This window comes from Streptomyces sp. NBC_00224 (genome assembly GCF_041435195.1).
Classification (GTDB): Bacteria; Actinomycetota; Actinomycetes; order Streptomycetales; family Streptomycetaceae; genus Streptomyces.
Map to the genome: position 1 here is coordinate 131,771 of NZ_CP108106.1, position 15,658 is coordinate 147,428.

8 protein-coding genes are annotated in these 15,658 nt (G+C 66.7%); 6 read left to right on the forward strand and 2 right to left on the reverse strand.

Features of this window, described 5'->3' with window-relative positions:
- The first annotated feature begins 9 nt into the window (after positions 1-9).
- From OG965_RS00675 to OG965_RS00690, 4 genes are all read left to right on the forward strand, one after another.
- Complete coding sequence (locus OG965_RS00675) at positions 10-1,266, forward strand: nucleotide sugar dehydrogenase (RefSeq protein WP_371647996.1); 1,257 nt, start codon at positions 10-12, stop codon at positions 1,264-1,266.
- A gap of 53 nt (positions 1,267-1,319) precedes the next feature.
- A complete protein-coding gene (locus OG965_RS00680) occupies positions 1,320-2,708 on the forward strand; it encodes a hypothetical protein (RefSeq protein ID WP_371647998.1) in 1,389 nt (462 codons plus the stop codon).
- Entirely contained in the window at positions 2,705-3,982 is a 1,278-nt protein-coding gene (locus tag OG965_RS00685; protein WP_371648000.1) for a glycosyltransferase family 4 protein, read from the forward strand. The genes OG965_RS00680 and OG965_RS00685 overlap by 4 nt, the downstream gene beginning before the upstream one ends.
- 1,085 nt (positions 3,983-5,067) lie before the next feature.
- The gene (locus OG965_RS00690; RefSeq protein ID WP_371648002.1) at positions 5,068-5,712 is read left to right on the forward strand and encodes a LysE family translocator; all 645 of its coding nucleotides are present in this window, start codon (positions 5,068-5,070) and stop codon (positions 5,710-5,712) included.
- Positions 5,713-6,306: 594 nt separating this feature from the next.
- On the opposite strand, the gene OG965_RS00695 is transcribed toward OG965_RS00690, so the two are convergent.
- Together OG965_RS00695 and OG965_RS00700 are read right to left on the reverse strand one after the other, a co-directional pair.
- Positions 6,307-6,711 carry a transglycosylase SLT domain-containing protein gene (locus OG965_RS00695; RefSeq protein WP_371648004.1) on the reverse strand — a complete coding sequence of 135 codons (405 nt, stop codon included), beginning with the start codon at positions 6,709-6,711 and terminating at the stop codon, positions 6,307-6,309.
- Positions 6,712-7,670: 959 nt separating this feature from the next.
- On the reverse strand, positions 7,671-13,643 hold the full coding sequence (locus tag OG965_RS00700) for a glycosyl hydrolase family 18 protein (protein ID WP_371648006.1): 5,973 nt from the start codon (positions 13,641-13,643) through the stop codon (positions 7,671-7,673).
- Between the two features lie 530 nt (positions 13,644-14,173).
- Between OG965_RS00700 and OG965_RS00705 the strand changes: the two genes are divergently transcribed.
- The gene (locus tag OG965_RS00705; protein ID WP_371648008.1) at positions 14,174-14,701 is read left to right on the forward strand and encodes a hypothetical protein; all 528 of its coding nucleotides are present in this window, start codon (positions 14,174-14,176) and stop codon (positions 14,699-14,701) included.
- A 197-nt stretch (positions 14,702-14,898) separates the two neighbouring features.
- The gene (locus tag OG965_RS00710) at positions 14,899-15,543 is read left to right on the forward strand and encodes an ATP/GTP-binding protein (protein WP_371648010.1); all 645 of its coding nucleotides are present in this window, start codon (positions 14,899-14,901) and stop codon (positions 15,541-15,543) included.
- Positions 15,544-15,658: the final 115 nt, after the last annotated feature.

A 15,658-nucleotide genomic window follows, 5' to 3' on the forward strand; every position in this document is an offset into this window, starting at 1 on the left:
GGAGCTGCCATGCAGATAGTTGTCGCTGGTCAGGGCTACGTAGGGCTTCCCCTGGCCGTACGCGCCGCAGAGGTGGGGCACTGTGTCGTCGGCTACGACGTGGACCCGCACCGCGTCCAACAGCTCGCCGCCGGCCAGTCCTACGTGCAGGACGTGGCCTCCGCACGGCTGCGCGCGGTGCTGGATTCCGGGGCCTACTCGGCGACCGCCGACGCCGGCGCGCTGGCTGGCTTCGACATCGCGGTCATCACCGTGCCGACGCCGTTGCGGGACGGCGTGCCCGACCTGACCTACATCGAGTCCTGCGCCCGGACGCTGGGTGAGTACCTTCGTCCCGGCGCGACCGTTGTCCTGGAGTCGACGAGCTATCCAGGCACCACCGAGGAACTGCTGCTGCCGATCCTGGAAAAGTGCTCGGGCCTCAAAGGCGGGGTGGACTTCCTGGCCGGATTCAGTCCCGAGCGCATCGCCCCGGGGAACCAGAGGTGGTCGTTCGAGGGGACGCCCAAAGTGGTGTCCGGAATCGACGCCACATCCCTCGATGTCATCAAGGGCTTCTACGACGGCATCTTCCAGACCACAGTGCCGGTGTCCGGGCCCAGGGTCGCCGAGCTGGCCAAGCTGATCGAGAACACCTTCCGGCTCGTCAACATCTCCATGATCAACGAGTTGGCGACGCTGACCGGCCGCCTCGGCGTGAACATCTGGGAGGCGATCGACGCGGCTGCGACCAAGCCCTTCGGGTTCACGCGGTTCACCCCGGGGCCGGGCATCGGTGGGCACTGCCTGCCCGTCGACCCGTTGTTCCTGGCGTGGAAGATCCGGGAAGACCTCGGCGTCCCCTTCCGGTTCGTGGAACTCGCCGACGACGTGAACCGCCATATGCCCGACTACGTCGTCCGGCGTGTCGTGGAAGCACTCGCCAAGCGCGGCACGACCATCACCGGATCCCGGATCCTGCTGCTCGGGCTGACCTACAAGTTCAACGCCACCGACCTCCGCAACTCACCGTCGGCACGTGTCGCCGAACTCCTCATCAGCCTCGGCGCCGAGGTCCGCGGCGCCGACCCCAACATCGCGGACGGCGCCGGTACCGAGCGGGCCGTGTGCCGGGTGGCCGCGACTCCCGAGGAGGTCGCGGCCGCTGACGTCGTGGTGCTCCTCATGGACCACACACGCTTCGACCTTGCGATGATCCAGGAACACGCGCCCTGGGTTCTCGACTGCCGAAACCGCATGTCCGGAGCGAACGTCGAGGTTCTTTAGCCTCTCGCGATTCCCCCGGACCGGCTGCCGACCTTCCATCCCCAGGAGTTCCTTTGCGCGACGAATGGGAATACGCCCACACGGACTACACCGTGCCCGCCCAGCGTCGCATTCCTGCCTCGCTGGCCGACAGCGAGGGCGACTGGCGCCACTACTTGGAACGCTCGACCCCCAACGGGTGGCTGATACGACACAACGCCATGACCGAAGCGCTCGTCAGCGGACAGCCGATGTACCTGCTGCACACCACCAAGGACATCGACGCCATCCGCACCAGCCGGGAGCTGCACGTCTCCACCGGATGCCTGGTCGGAGCCCTGTACTGCTCGCCTCTCACCAGCGAGCCCAAAGGACTGCGCCCGCACAACCTCGGCGCCTACCTGATGCGCACGAAACCCTCCACCACGCCCATGGTCTTCGAGGTCACCCCGGATGCCCCGATCCGGCCCAAGGGCCTCGACTACCTGCATCTCGGCGCCATCCACCTGCGTACCTACCGGCGCTACCAGAGCTTCCTCACCCCGGCCGAGAACGAACAGCTCGACCGCGCCGTGCTGGCCGGGCTGCGCGCCGCAGCCATGTTCCTCGACGTCGCCCTGCGCAACGCCGCCGGCCATGCCACCCCGGCACCCGAGTTCATCGACCAGCTGTCCGACGCTGCGGCCCACGTGCCGTTCCTCGGCTACCTCTACTTCGAGGTGCTCTCCGAATACCTGATGCTCCACTCCACCACTCCCGAGACCAAGGCCTGTGCCCATGCGGGAGAGCTGAACAACTGCCTCTACAAACGACTCAGCTTCGCCGCCGTGGACGGCATGAACCAGTTGTTCGACCTGGCCCGTTTCCATCCGCGCCACCACCGGCTCGTCCAGCTCATCGACGGCATCGAACCGGCTCTCTGCCCGGGAGCCGCCGAGTACGTCCGGCGGCGGCTGTCCCACCTGTTCGCCCGGACCGCGCTGCACCCGTCCCAGGACGCGGCATCGGTCGCCTTCGAGGGCGCTGATCTCCCGACGATCCAGAACGCCGCGCCTGGGCTGATCGGCCAGATGATCTTCCGCGAGATCCGGTACATGTCCCGCTACCGGCAGCTGTACCACTGCTTCGAGAAAGCCAAGGCTCTTGAGGCATGGGACTACTGGAACAGCGAGGGAATCCCCACTCCCTTCAACGGGATCCTCCCCAAAGGAGAGATAGGGATAAATCCCGTCTACCCCCGATCGTCCGTCAGGGCGTGGACGGCACAACAGGACAGTAAGGGCTATCTACATCCGGCTGAGGAGGTCACGGCCGTCTTCACGCCGCACCTGGCTTCGTGGTGGGCGCCACCCCGCCAGCGCGCGACGCAGAACGCCACCGATCATGCACCAGTTCATCCTGCCCAGGGGGCCCGGTCTCCGATTCCCACCAACCGGCTATCGATGGACGGAGTCTCCGCATGACCACCCAACTCCTGAGCATCCTGACCGGCATCAACCGCACCTGCGTACCCTCATCCGGGAGCATGATCCTCGCCAGCGATCTCTACGGCGCAATGCCTGGATTCCACACGACCTTCCTGGGCAGAGCACCGGTCGCCCCGGCATGGAAGGCTGCATTTGATCGGCTGATCACCCTCTCCACGGCGAAGCGTCCCCACGGCCCGGACTTCGCCCCCTACGTTGACGCGTTGACGCGTGAGGTCGGTGCGCTCGTCAACGAGATCCAGCCGCACGCCATACACGCCCAGAACCTCGGGTTCGCTCTCAGCCTGGCCCTCACCCGAACTGCCGGCAACATCCCGATCATCGCCATCGCCCACGGCCCCGACGTGATGGCGGCCGAGCGCAGTCCATCGGAACGCGAGGGCATGAACGAAGTTGCTGCCGCAAGCGCGGCGATCGTCGCCCCGACCTCCGCGCTCGCCGATCGCATCGACCGTCTCACCCGACACCGATTCACCGATCGCCTCACCGTCATCCCGTGGGGCATCCGTTTGAGCGATGCCCGGGTACGCAATCAACCGCCCACTGGCATCGGCCCCCTGTCTCTGGTGCACGCTGGTCGTCTGGACGACAACAAATCCACGATCACCGCAGTCAAAGCCCTCGCTCTAACCGATCAGCCGCACCACTTGACCGTGATCGGCGAAGGAATCCTCCGGGAGCATCTGGAACAGCGGGCTATCGAACTCGGGCTGCGCGACCGGGTTCTTTTCGTTCCGTTCCTGCCCCGCACCGAACTGTGGCGCCGCTTGCCGGGCTTCGACGCCTTCGTCTTCACGACCAGAGGTCTGGAGGCTTTCGGGCTCGTCCTCATCGAGGCCCAGGCCCACGGACTTCCGGTCGCCTACTCCGATCTTCCTGGCGTGAGGGATGTCCTCGGGAACGGTGGCGTTCCCTACACCCCTGGCAACCCGCACTCGCTGGCCGAGGCCCTAGACGAGATGGGCCGGGACTTGCACCGGCGCCAGGACCTGACCAAAGAGGCTCTCCATAACGCGCGCCGATACGACATCACTGCCACCGGCCGCCAGCTGCGAGAACTAACGCTCCGCGTTGCCTCCTCTGCCGCGGCCCCGAGCGCCTCCGCCGGGCACGCCACGGCCGGAAGAGTCCACAAGCCCGAGCCTGCACTGAAGGCCGACCGCGAACCCGCCGACGCCGACCTCACCTGCGTCAGAAACGGGGGCGGCGCGGCGGATCCCCTTGTCACACGCGTTGCGTGCCGTCCCTGATCCTGCCCAAACGGACGCTGGCCGCGACCTGCTCGAAAAGCCGGTGCCCGACCCTGCCCACGCCGCCCGGCGCAGGCAGGAGGCGCTGGCGTGCCGCCGCCCCACTCCAGGGCAAGGGTGGGCCCGCCCCATGCTGGGGCTCCGCCCACCGGCGGTCCGGGGCAGGGGTGTTCGATGTCGGAGCACCGTGGGTGGGTTGGGTCTGTCATCGCTCGCACGCTGCTTTGTTGTCCAGGAGTGAGGGGCGAGGGCGGCGTGCGGCTTTTTCGGTTCGGTGGAGTGGGGGATTTTCCATGCGTAGGCGTCTTGTGCGTACAGCGGCTCCTGCAGGTGTCTCGGCCGGCCTCGCGGTGCCGTTCATGGTGTCGCCGTCGGCGGCCGCCCCAGTGCCGCCACGGTTTGAGGCGCGAGCGCCCGAGGTACTGCCACCCGGCGCACTGTGGGCGGCGGATGTGCTCACCACGGCCGGACGACGGCCAACATCAGAGTCATCACCACATACAAGGGAGAAGAGCAGGTCACCCGTGTACGCACCGCATCCAGCCCTGCCGCATGCGGTTTGGACCCGGCCAAGGGCGAGGAGTACCTGCTGTATCCGCGGGAGATCAACCTCGGCATCGCGGACGTGAACGTATGTGACGGGAGCCAGCCGTTCAACAACGAGCCCCCGGTGATTCCTGCGGAGGGGCCTGCTACTGCCGGTGTGGGAGCCAGGGGCAGTGTCTCGCTCCTATGACGTGTTCCGGGTCCCCAGTGGTGCCGATGCGACCGGGACCCCGGATCTCGTCGGGGCGCCACGTGTAGCGCACGGACACTGAGGGCGAAACGGCGTACAGCTCACTCAACAGATCTTCTATACCGACGAGTTGACTCCCTCACCCTCGTGCTGCACCGGAGACCCTGCCTTCATGCACCCACCCGGCAAGATCACACGCCCGTGTTCCCTGTTCGACCAGCACCGCCCTCATGACTGATAGGAATACGGCTTCTCAGCCGCCGTGTGTGCGTGCCCCACCACCTGGAGCACGGCCGACCGGATGCCGGGTGACACCTGGTGCGCCGCGTCTGACATGGTGGCGTGTGTGATGATCTCATCGACGGCAGCCGGCGGAATGGCCCTGGTCGAACTAGGAATGGCACTGACGCCGGGCCCGAACATGGTGTACCTGGTGTCTCGGAGCGTCAGCCAGGGACGCATGGCTGGGCTTGTCTCGCTGGCCGGGACTGCGGCGGGCTTCCTCGTGTACATGACTTTGGCCAACGTGGGGTTGGCGGTGATCTTCGTTGCCGTCCCGTGGCTGTACATCGGTTTTAAGGCTGTCGGCGCGGCCTACCTCGCATTCCTGGCCTGGCAGGCACTCAGGCAGGGAGGCCGCGGGTTGTTCGAGCCAAGCAGCCTCCAGCGCGACTCGCACTGGAGGCTGCTGCGGATGGGGCTGATCACCAACCTGCTCAACCCGAAGGTCGCCATCTTGTACCTCGCCCTCATCCCGCAGTTCATCGATCCCGCACGCGGCCACACCACGGCCCAAGGGTTCACTCTCGGCGCTGTGCAGATCGCGGTGGGCCTCACCGTGAACGCGCTGATCGTGCTCGCAGCTGGATCAATCGCCAGCCTGCTCAAGAGCCGCCCGGCATGGGCCAAGTGGCAACGCTGGACCACTGGGAGCCTTCTCGGTGCTGTCGCGATCACTCTCGCCCGGGAGGTACCCGCCCGCGCGCGGGCTTGACCTCCGTCCAGAAACCTTCTTCGCACCACTACCTCTATGGGCTTCTCGGTCTCCGCGATCCTCTTGTTGAAGGCCATCACCTTCCCTGCTCAGGGAGTGCACCACGTGGGCGGTCATGTCCTTGCCAGGGATGGTGGCGTGCTGCTCTTCTGCGGCCCGGACGGCTTTGGCTGCGAGTTCGGCGGCGCTGCAGACCTTGCGGTTGTGCAGCCAGGCGGCCAGACGCCGTCGGCCGGTGCGACGGATGGCGGCCGGGGTCTGGTAGCCGGTCAGAAGTACCAGGGAGCCGAGGTTGCCCAGGTCGAGTTCACGCTCCAGCCCGGGGAAGATCTCGGTGAGGTGGCCGCGGAGCCGGTTGATGGCCCTCCTGCGCTTCATCAACGAGCGCCTTTCCCCCAATGCCCAGGTCATCTACACGACCCACTCACCGTTTACACGACCCACTCACCGTTCATGGTCGAAACAGCCGGCCCGAGCGCGCGGGCAGCGGCCCCGACGCCCGATGGCGCCCCGTGCACGCCGCCGCATACGCAAAGACGCTCGGCCGGGTAGTCCCGGTCGAGCGTCGTTGGTGTGTCTGCTACCGCTGGTGGCTTAGTACCAGTGGTGGGTCTGCCAGAAGTTCCAGGCGCCGACGGGGCTGCCGTAGCGGTCGTTCATGTAGTCCAGGCCCCACTTGATCTGGGTGGCCGGGTTGGTCTTCCAGTCCGCACCGGCCGAGGCCATCTTCGAGGCCGGCAGAGCCTGGACCAGGCCATAGGCGCCCGAGGAGGAGTTCGTGGCGGTGTGGTCCCAGCCACTCTCATGGGAAACGATGTTGTTGAAGGCCGCGAACTGCGCCGGGTCCTTGATCATCTGCTGGGCGATCGCCTTGGCGCTCGACGGGGCCGCCTGGGCGGGAACCGTGGCGAGCATGGAACCGGCGGCACCGAGGGCGACGACGGCACCCGCGAGGGTCTTCTTCGAAGCGGCGATGCGGCGGATGACGGACTTCGACACAGGCAGGCCTTCCAACGGGGACAAGGACGGTCGCGGCACGCCACAGGCATGCGTGAGCCACTCACACGAGGGAGAGGGATTCGTCTGCGGCGGGAAGAAACACCCGGGCCGCTCGGCGACTCATCCAGTTCTACCGGCGCCCCAACGGCCTGGCAACAACCCCACCTACTAGACAGCCTCGCAGCCCACGACCAAGGCCCCCGCCCCGGCCGGAAGGTGATTCATGCAGGTGGGAGCCCGCCTAGAGCGCCGGTACGGCGACCTGCGGAGCTACGATCCTCGCTCGTACGGTGACGTAGGTCCTATGGGGCGGCTCACCTTCGAGACGCCTCAGCATCACCAAGAGTGACCGATCCTACCCTTCCGAAGCACCAGCGGTACGTAGCAATCACCTCGGAATCAGAGGAAATCGACCGGCTGCATGCCGCACTCGCCAGCCCGGCACCCATCGCCCCATCCCGATCGGGACTCCCTCTCCCCCGCCCCATGCACAGCACTCACGGCACAGCAGGTGTCCGCCCTCCAGGAGGCCGCGGCTACCGGTCGACAGCACGGGGCCCGCCCTTGCCCGGGCGAAGACCCGGCACGCGGGCAGGGCCGTACGAGCTCGCGCTGACGTGCCCGGGGCGGAGGCCTCGCCGCCGACGCAGGGAACTTCACGCCCGTCACGTCGCTCTGATGGTCAAGGGTGCCCGTGCCCGTCGTCACCGTGGCGGACCATGGTGAATCGCTGTCCTCGGTCCAGGTCTGGCTGGAGGCGGGGCGCGGCTGGCTCGACGCCCTGCACGAACGGCTCGGTCAGGTGCGCCTGACTTGGCCGAACGGGGTGGTGACCGCGCCGCGCCCGCGTAGCTGCCGGGCCGCGCAGGACGGATGGCTCGGGCGAGTACGTCCCGGGGCCCCGGCAGAGGCGCGTTGTTCTGCCGGGGCCCGTGTGATCGAGGTAGCTTTCCCGAGGGTTACGGGGCGGGGCTGAGTCGCTTCCACGGCTTGCCGCCGTTTGCCTCGGCTGTGCCGGGTTCGGCGGTGGTGTACCACTGGGCGTACCAGTAGTAGCCCTGGTGCTTCACGAAGGCCGCTGTCGAGGCCTTCGTGTCGCCCGCGAGGATGTGTGTGCCCTGGTCGGTGGTGCCGCCCGCGACCTCCAGGTCGTTGCCGCCGGACAGGGAGCGCAGCTTGAAGACGCCGTTGTGTTTGGGCGCGCCGGGTGCTCCTTCGCTGCCGTTGTCGGCGATGGGGACCAGTTTCCACTTCTGCTCGGCTCGCCCGTCGCAGCCGAGTGAGGCGATGTCCTTGCGCGCAGCGGTCGCGGTCATGCAGCGTTCACCGCTGCTGACGGTGTAGGTGCCCTCGCCGGCGAGCTGGATCTTCCAGTACTGGTTGGGGTTCTGTTCCATGGCTTCCACGAGGTGCACGCGGGACTGATCGGGGTTGTTGTCGATCATCATGGGGTTTCCGGGCGGGCTGTCGCCGTACTCGAACATCCAGCCCTTGTCTCCCTTGTCGTACATCCGCCATAGTCGTCCGCCGTCGGGCCGGTAGACCTGCCCTTGTTTCCAGGTGGCGGCCTGGCATTCGGATCCCGTACTGGGGGCGGGCGGGGTGGCCGCCGAGACGTCGCGGCGCCGGTCGCCGGTGGAGGCGTATTCCTTGCCGCCGATGGTGAAGGTGACGTTGGACGGCCCGGTGATGGGCAGGTAGTACTTGAGGTCGATGTCGCGGGATTTGCCCGGTGCCAGGTCCTCGCAGTAGCCGAGGGTGAGGGTCAGGCGGTGGAAGTCGCCCTTCAGGCCGCCCACGTTGGGGCCGGTGTGGCCGGGGGTGAGGCCCTTGATCTCCTTGTAGTCGTTGTCCTTGACGACCGGCGGTGTGGAGGTGGGCAGGTCGAGGGAGATCTGGGTGCCCTGGGCGAGGGTGACGCCGGTGTTGTTGGTGATCCGCAGCTTGGGCTGGATCGGGTAGAAGTCGTCCTTTCCGGTGGGGAAGTCGACCAGTTGCGCCGTCACGTCGATCACCTCTCTGGGCTGCTGCTGGCCCCCCGCCTTTGTGTTCCCGTACGCGCCGGCGCCCTTGAGGGCGTTGTCCAGCCGGGTGGTGAGGTCATAGCCCATCCCCCACTCCCCGCCCGGGCGCTGGGTGTAGTCGCCGGCGAGTTCCCAGATCATCGCTCCGCCGATGCCCTTGTCAGTGATGTATCTGCTCTTGGCGTCGATGGACTTCTCGTTCTCGGTGGACAGGAACACTCGCTTGGACGCGTTCCACAGCCAGGGTGCCTGGAGCGCGTCCGAGTACTTCTCGGCATACGTGCCGCTCAGCTGGCCCTCGGCCCTGTCGGTGTCGACGCCGTAGGACGTGAGGTAGCCGGGCGTGATGCCCGCCTGGAGGTTCTTCGTGTGCCACAGCGGGTTCGACCCGGCCCCGACCTCGCGCCCGTTCTCCGTGTCGTGCCACACGTTGTCGATGCCGACGGCGCCGAGCCCGCACGCCTGGGCGTTCGCCGGGCCCCTGCCTCCGGTGCCCAGGGGGCACTGGGACTGTTCCGGCATTGTCGCGGTCCCCCACAGTCCGTCCGAGCCGCCTTGGACGTCCCGCCAGCCCCGTGAGTAGTAGGGGATGCCGAGGTTGATGCGGCCGGGCGGCAGCGCACCGCGGTAGTAGTGGTAGGCCCAGTCGGTGTTGAAGTAGCCGTGTTTTTGGAAGTCCTTCGTGTCGGCTGCCTGGTCGTTGTAGATGCCGGCGTCCGCGAGTTCGTGGTCCTTCCCGTCGTCGTACAGCGGGGCCTGCGGACCGACGTACTTGTTCCAGGAGCCGTGCAGGTCGTACGTCATCACGTTGACATAGTCCTGGTACTGCAGCGCCTGGCCGGCGTCCAGGCCGCGGACCAGGTAGCCGGAGGAGGAGCCCGCGGAGGTCAGCAGGTAGTAGCGGCCCTTGTCCGCCCCGGCCCAGTCCAGTTTCTCGCGCAGGGTCTTCATCAGCGCGTTGTATCCCTGCTGCAGCCCCTTGCGGCGGGGGTTGGAGACGTCCCAGTCCTTCGGGTTGCCTGTGTTGGGCAGGGCGGTCGGGTACTCGTAGTCGATGTCGACGCCGTTGAAGCCGTATCGGTCCAGGAACTCCGTCACCGAGTCGGCGAACGTGTCGATGCCGGCCTGGTTCACCGAGCCGTCGGCGTTCGTGGTCATCGCGTAGAAGTTGCGGGTGTCCGCCCAGCCGCCCACCGAGATCAGCGTCTTCACCGCGGGATGCTTCTTCTTGTAGCTGTTCAGCAGGTTGAAGTGCCCCTTGTACGGCAGCGAGCTGTCCATGGCGTTCTTCTCGCCCGGCCAGGTCATCCCGGTCGCTGGGTTTTGCGGGTCGCTCTCGTCTCCGATGCTGATCCGGTTCCCGTCGACCTTGGCGAACGCGTAGTTGATGTGCGTCACCTTCGACCATGGGATGTTCGACACCAGGTACTTCGGGTCGCCGTTCACGCCCGCACGCCACCCGGTGAAATAGCCCACCAGGCGCCGTGTGCGGTTGTTGCCGACCCACTCGCGCCCCGAGCTGTCATACGCGTCGCAGTAACGCGCCGCCACACCCTGGGTCTGCGCCATGCCCTCCGGGCGGCAGTCCCCCGTGAAGGCGGGTTTGGTACCGCGGTCGTCCAGGGAGCCGTCGTACGGATCGCCCGCGTCGCCGCCGTCGGGCTGGCCGATCGGCGGGGCCGACATCTGCCATTTCTGCGCGTCGCTGCCGTTGCAGTTATAGAGCTGCAGCGCCCGGGCGGTGTCCGATCCGGGGACGTCCAGGCACTTGCCGGAGCTCGGGTTGCGCAGTTCCTGCCTAGCGCTGTACACCCACCGCTGGGCAGCACTGCCGTTGCACGCATAAAGCTGGACCGGGGTGCCGTTGTCGGCGCGCCCGCCGTCGACGTCCAGGCACTTCGCCAGTGTCTGGAGCGTGCCGTCACTAGCCGCCGTCCAGCCCTGACCGTCCGACCCAGCGCAGGTGGCCAGACGGATCGGCGTACGGTCGTCGCGGCTGCCATCGCGCGGCTCGACGCACTTGCCCTCAAGCCCCCTGATTGTGCTGACCGGCATGGCGGTCCCTGCCTCGCGGAACTTCCACCGCTGCTTTGGACTGTCTGCCTCGCAGGCCGCCAACTCCAGTGGCTGCTCTGCCTCTCCAGCACTCAGGCAGCGCCCGTCAGCGCCACTCACCAAGGTGTACCAGCCTCCGCCTGCTGCCTTGGCCTGCCACACCTGGTTGGCGTTGCCTTCCTGGGTCTCGACCAGATGCGTGCGGTGGGGTCCAGGATCGTGATCGACCGCCATGCCTGGCTTCGCGGCCGCGGTGATCCGCCAGTTTTCTCCGCCCAGTGACCGCATCACCCAGCGCTGTGCCTCTGAGTCGTTGGGCTCGTACGCCTGCACGCTGGTGCCGCTCTCGGTGCTGCTTCCCTTCAGGTCCATCACCGTGCCGGTAGCCGACCTCAGCTCCATGCGTCCCCCGTCGCGCGGCTCCGTCCCGCCAGCCGGGTCACGCGGGGTGATGACCACATCGGCCGGGTAGTCGATGTACCAGTACTGGTCGTCCATGACGTGCGGACAGGGGTCGTGGCTGACCCACTTCTTCCCCTTCGACTCCTTGCCTGGATCCTGCGCCAGACAGGTGCTTGCTGCCCGGCCTTGGTCCAGGGACAGTGCGACCCGGCCGTCGTCACGACGTGACAGGAACCAGGCTTTCTCCTTGCCGCCCAGATAGGTCCAGCTGTTCCAGGTGTCGAGGTAGCGGCCGTTGTGCTGTGCCTGCAGCGAGATGCGACCCGTGCCAGCGTTGCGCAGCAGCCACCGCTGGCTGCCCGAAGCCTTATCCGGGGACGTGATGAGGTAGTCGTCCTTGCGCGCCCCTGCGGCGTCCAGGACCTCCCCGGTGAGTGCGTTGCGCAACCGGACGACCCCCTCACGCTCGCCCCTCAGCGGGCTGGTCTTCGTGCCACCGTCCACTGCTCCGCATTCGTAGGCGGCAACGTCGTTCTGCGCCAGCGCCTGACCCAGCCCGGTCAGACACGATGCCAGCGCCAGTTGTCCAAACGCGTTGGGGTGGATCGCCTCCTGCTGATCCCCCTGCGCCTTCCCTTCGAACCACGCCTTCGTCCAGCTGGCGAGATACGGGACCCAGCGGACCCATTCGGCCTTCTCCGCCGGCAAGGGGTTGCTGTTGTTGTTCGCGCTGGTGGCCTGTTCCGCCGACTTGGCGCACAACTCGTGCCCGGCAAACGCGTTCTGCACGTCCAGGAACTTCGCCCCGGCAGTCCCGGCGGCAGCCCGCAGCATGCTGCTGATGCGGGGTACGACGGAGTCGCGGGCCCAGTCGGAGTCGGTGTCACGGAACGGGCATCCGCCACTGGTGTACCGGGGGAAGCTCAACGCACCTTCGCCGTAGCGGTAATCGGAGCTCTTCGGGAGCACGTTGGGATACGACTGGAGCACCAGGCGGTAATCCGACTGGCCCGCTGCCCTCATCGCGCTGCGGATATCCATCAGGTTCTTGGTCACCTTGGCCCGGACCCCGTCGAGCGCATCGGCAAACGCCTTCTCCCGGGTGCTGGAGCACTGCCACCGGACGGCAGGATCGAGGTTCCCGACCGAATCCTCCAGATAGGATTTCGCACACGCCTGAACGATTTCACTGAAGTTCAGGTCGTTTCCGCCGATGGACAGCACGACCATCCGGATGTCGTACTCCCGGGCCAGGTCTGTGAGCTGCTGAACCTGTGGCTTCTTGTCCTTAAATGCTGTGGAAGTGATGTTCTCGGTCGTCGCCCCCGAGCAGGCGAGGTTGAACCGGCGCTCTGCGGGAATCCCATCGAACTCAACTCCCTTGATGGGGGCCACGTCCGACCGGTCGCAGCGGTTCCCCCCGACATAGGACGTCGCGTCGTAGACACAGTCCTGCCCGCTCTGGCACCTCGACTTCCGGTCGGTGCCCCACACGTCACCTTCCTCCTTGGTGAGCGCGTTGCCCGCCCATCGGCCGCCCTCACCGGAGAGGTAGCTGTCGCCCATCGAGACGATGGCGGACGGCCTACCCGTACACGCATCACCCACCGCGCGCGCCTTCGGCCCAGCACTCGACCTGGCAACAGGAGCGCAGTCAGTGCCGAACCGCACTGCCCAGTGGTCGGACTTGAGGTCGTCGATGCGCTTCGGATGGACGCCTCGACTGGTACCCGTGCCCGCGATCATGTAATCCAGCACCTTATCGTCACGGGTGGGCTCGGTCGTGGCTATCAGACGAGCCCCCAGCGCGTCCAATTCGCCCTGTGGCCACTGGTCCGACTCCCGGTTGAAGTCCCCCATCACGGCCCAGTCGCCAGTTCCCGCGTCGTCGTGGGCTGCTTCAACCAGACTGGACGCGTCGCCGCCCCCGTTCTCCGCATGTGCGCTGTACAGCCAGGTACCGGCCACCCGGATCCCCAGCATCGGCTTCGGGCTCTTCTTACTGTCACCGATAGCACCCACCCGGCCGATCACGTGGACGTTCGTATCGTTCAGAGCGATGTCCCTATCGACCAGAAACGCAATATTTCGCGTACGATTCTTGGCCACCCTGGTTTCGAGGAAGTAGTAGAAGTAGTTCCCGACGGCCGTGCATTTGATCACCGTATAAGGAATCTGCTCCTTCGGTCCTCTGCTGATGAAATCGCGATTATCGCCGCCAGCACACTGATAGCCGGGCGGTTCGCTTTTTTCAACCTCTTGCAGAGCTATAGCTTGTGGAGCGTTAGCTTCTCCTAGTAGTTCCTGGACCTCCCCCCAATACTTGGGAGAATTCCACATATTGAACGTTGCCGTGCGAAGGCCGGACACCGCCGCCTGGGCAGCGGGGGCGCTGGCACCCATCACCCCGAGCAGTCCGGCCATCAGCGCGGCGACGAGCGCGGCGGACACCAACCGCACCCTCGGCCGTATCCGGCCCCTTCTTCTTTTCATCCGGCACCCCTGGACTGGCCGCTACTTGACCCGCCCACCCCAGCACATGCGACTCAACAGGCGATAAACACTCGTTCATCGGCAGTCACCGCCCGGCACTTGCGCCCCAGCGGCGGGCGAGCGAGTGGACCCCTGCGGAGGACTTGGCGGCGCGGGCAGACCCCTCTCCCGGAGCAACGCGCACCCTCCTTGCCGCCCCGGGCACCGCCGCGCAGTGAAGGTCTACAGATCAACACCGACCCTAGAACACCCAGAGAAGTACTGATTTGACCTAAAAGTCTCAAATGTTAGTCGGGAAATGGGGGCGTATCTGCGTAGCCTGGCGGTGGCGCAAGCCCGCCACCGGGCCGTAGCTCTGAGCCCTGCATGCCGAAATCCAAGGACAGCGGCCGACCGCACCGCGTTCTACGGGAGACCACGTGACAGCTCCACACCCCCCCTTATCTGCACACACCGTCGCTGCTCGCACCCGAAGACAGGGCGCAGCAATGCTCCTCGCCGGGACTCTGCTGGCGCTGGCCGGATGCAGCGCCAACAACTCCCCCGCATCGTCCAAGCCCCGCCCCGCCCCAACGGCTGTCTCTCACTCTCCCAGTTCGACCGCTGACGCCGCAGACGCGACCATCATCGCGGCATACACCAGCTCCTGGGACGCGCAGACCAAGGCCTACGGCAAGGCCTCTTCTGCGGGCACCGACCTGCAGAAGAACACCACCTTCAAGGCGCTGGCCGACGTCGAGAGCGACCTGGTGGCCATGCGGAGGGCCGGGCAGGTGACCACCGGCAGGCCGGTGACCCGTCCGAGGGTCGTCACCGTGACCCACGGCAGAGTCCCCACGGCGACGGTCGTCGACTGTGTGGACACGACGAACTGGACGCTGGTCGACAAGGCCTCGAAGCGGAAGACGCCGCTGCCCACGACGCGGCTCATCAAATACGTCAGCACGGCAACGCTGGAACAGTGGGGGACAATATGGATGGTCACCAAGCTGACCGCTCAAGAGCAGTCCTGTTAGCCGGACCTCTCGCCGCCGTCACCGGGGCCCTGGTCCTGGCCTCGGCTTCCGTCGCGCACGCCGACCCTGATCCTGATGTGCGTGCCGGGACCTGTCAGTCCGTCAAGTTCTGTGTCGGCGTTGGAGTCGGTGGCAAGACCGGCGGCGCTACGGGGCAGGCGGGCGGGTCAAGCGGCAGCAGTGCCAGCGCCAGCAAGTTGAAGTGCCAGTACACCAAGGTCGAGGCGAAGCCTCCGCCCGCACACCCGGCCTGGGAGGGCAAGGACCCCGCGAAGTTCGAGATGTATTTCATGTCGTGCTCGGACGGCGGCCTGGACAACCCGGACGGTTTCATCGTCGTGCCGCAGGGGCAGCCGCCCGTGCCGCAGGTCGATCCGCGGGAGCTGGCCCAGCGCGCGGTCGACTCCATGACGCTGCTGGGCCCGGACATCGCCAGCCCAAGGGCGAGCGGACGCTACACCGTGGGTGTCCCGATGTGGATGTGGGTCAACCAGAGAGCCACCACCTACGGGCCGAACTTCGCGTCGGCATCGGCGGGCGGGATCACCGTCACCGCGACCGCGAAAGTATCGAGGATTGTGTGGGCCATGGGCGACGGCGCCACCGTGACCTGCAACGGGCCCGGCACCCCCTACACCTCCTCCGGTGCCATGGCCCCGTCTCCCACCTGCGGGCACCTCTACTCCACCACCTCGGCTGATGCCCGCAGCAGTCGGTTCCTGGTGACCGCGACGTCGACGTGGGCGATCACCTGGCAGGGCGGCGGACAGGCCGGCCAGCTCACGGAAGTCCGCCACAGCACCGTGCCGGTCACGGTCGGCGAAGTCCAAGTCGTCCGATAGCGCCGCCGGAAGGAGACAACGGTGAGTAAGACCGAACAACATCCCGGCGCCGCTGGCGCGCACGGTATTCCCCAGCAGCGCGCTGTCGGCGGACCGGTGGCTCCGCCCCGGGTCT

Excerpts from the sequence above, each read along its gene's own strand:
- OG965_RS00685 (WP_371648000.1), top strand. The coding sequence starts at position 2,705 with ATGACCACCCAACTCCTGAGCATCCTGACCGGCATCAACCGCACCTGC.
- OG965_RS00690 (WP_371648002.1), top strand. The coding sequence starts at position 5,068 with ATGATCTCATCGACGGCAGCCGGCGGAATGGCCCTGGTCGAACTAGGA.
- OG965_RS00705 (WP_371648008.1), top strand. The coding sequence starts at position 14,174 with ATGCTCCTCGCCGGGACTCTGCTGGCGCTGGCCGGATGCAGCGCCAAC.
- OG965_RS00675 (WP_371647996.1), top strand. The coding sequence starts at position 10 with ATGCAGATAGTTGTCGCTGGTCAGGGCTACGTAGGGCTTCCCCTGGCC.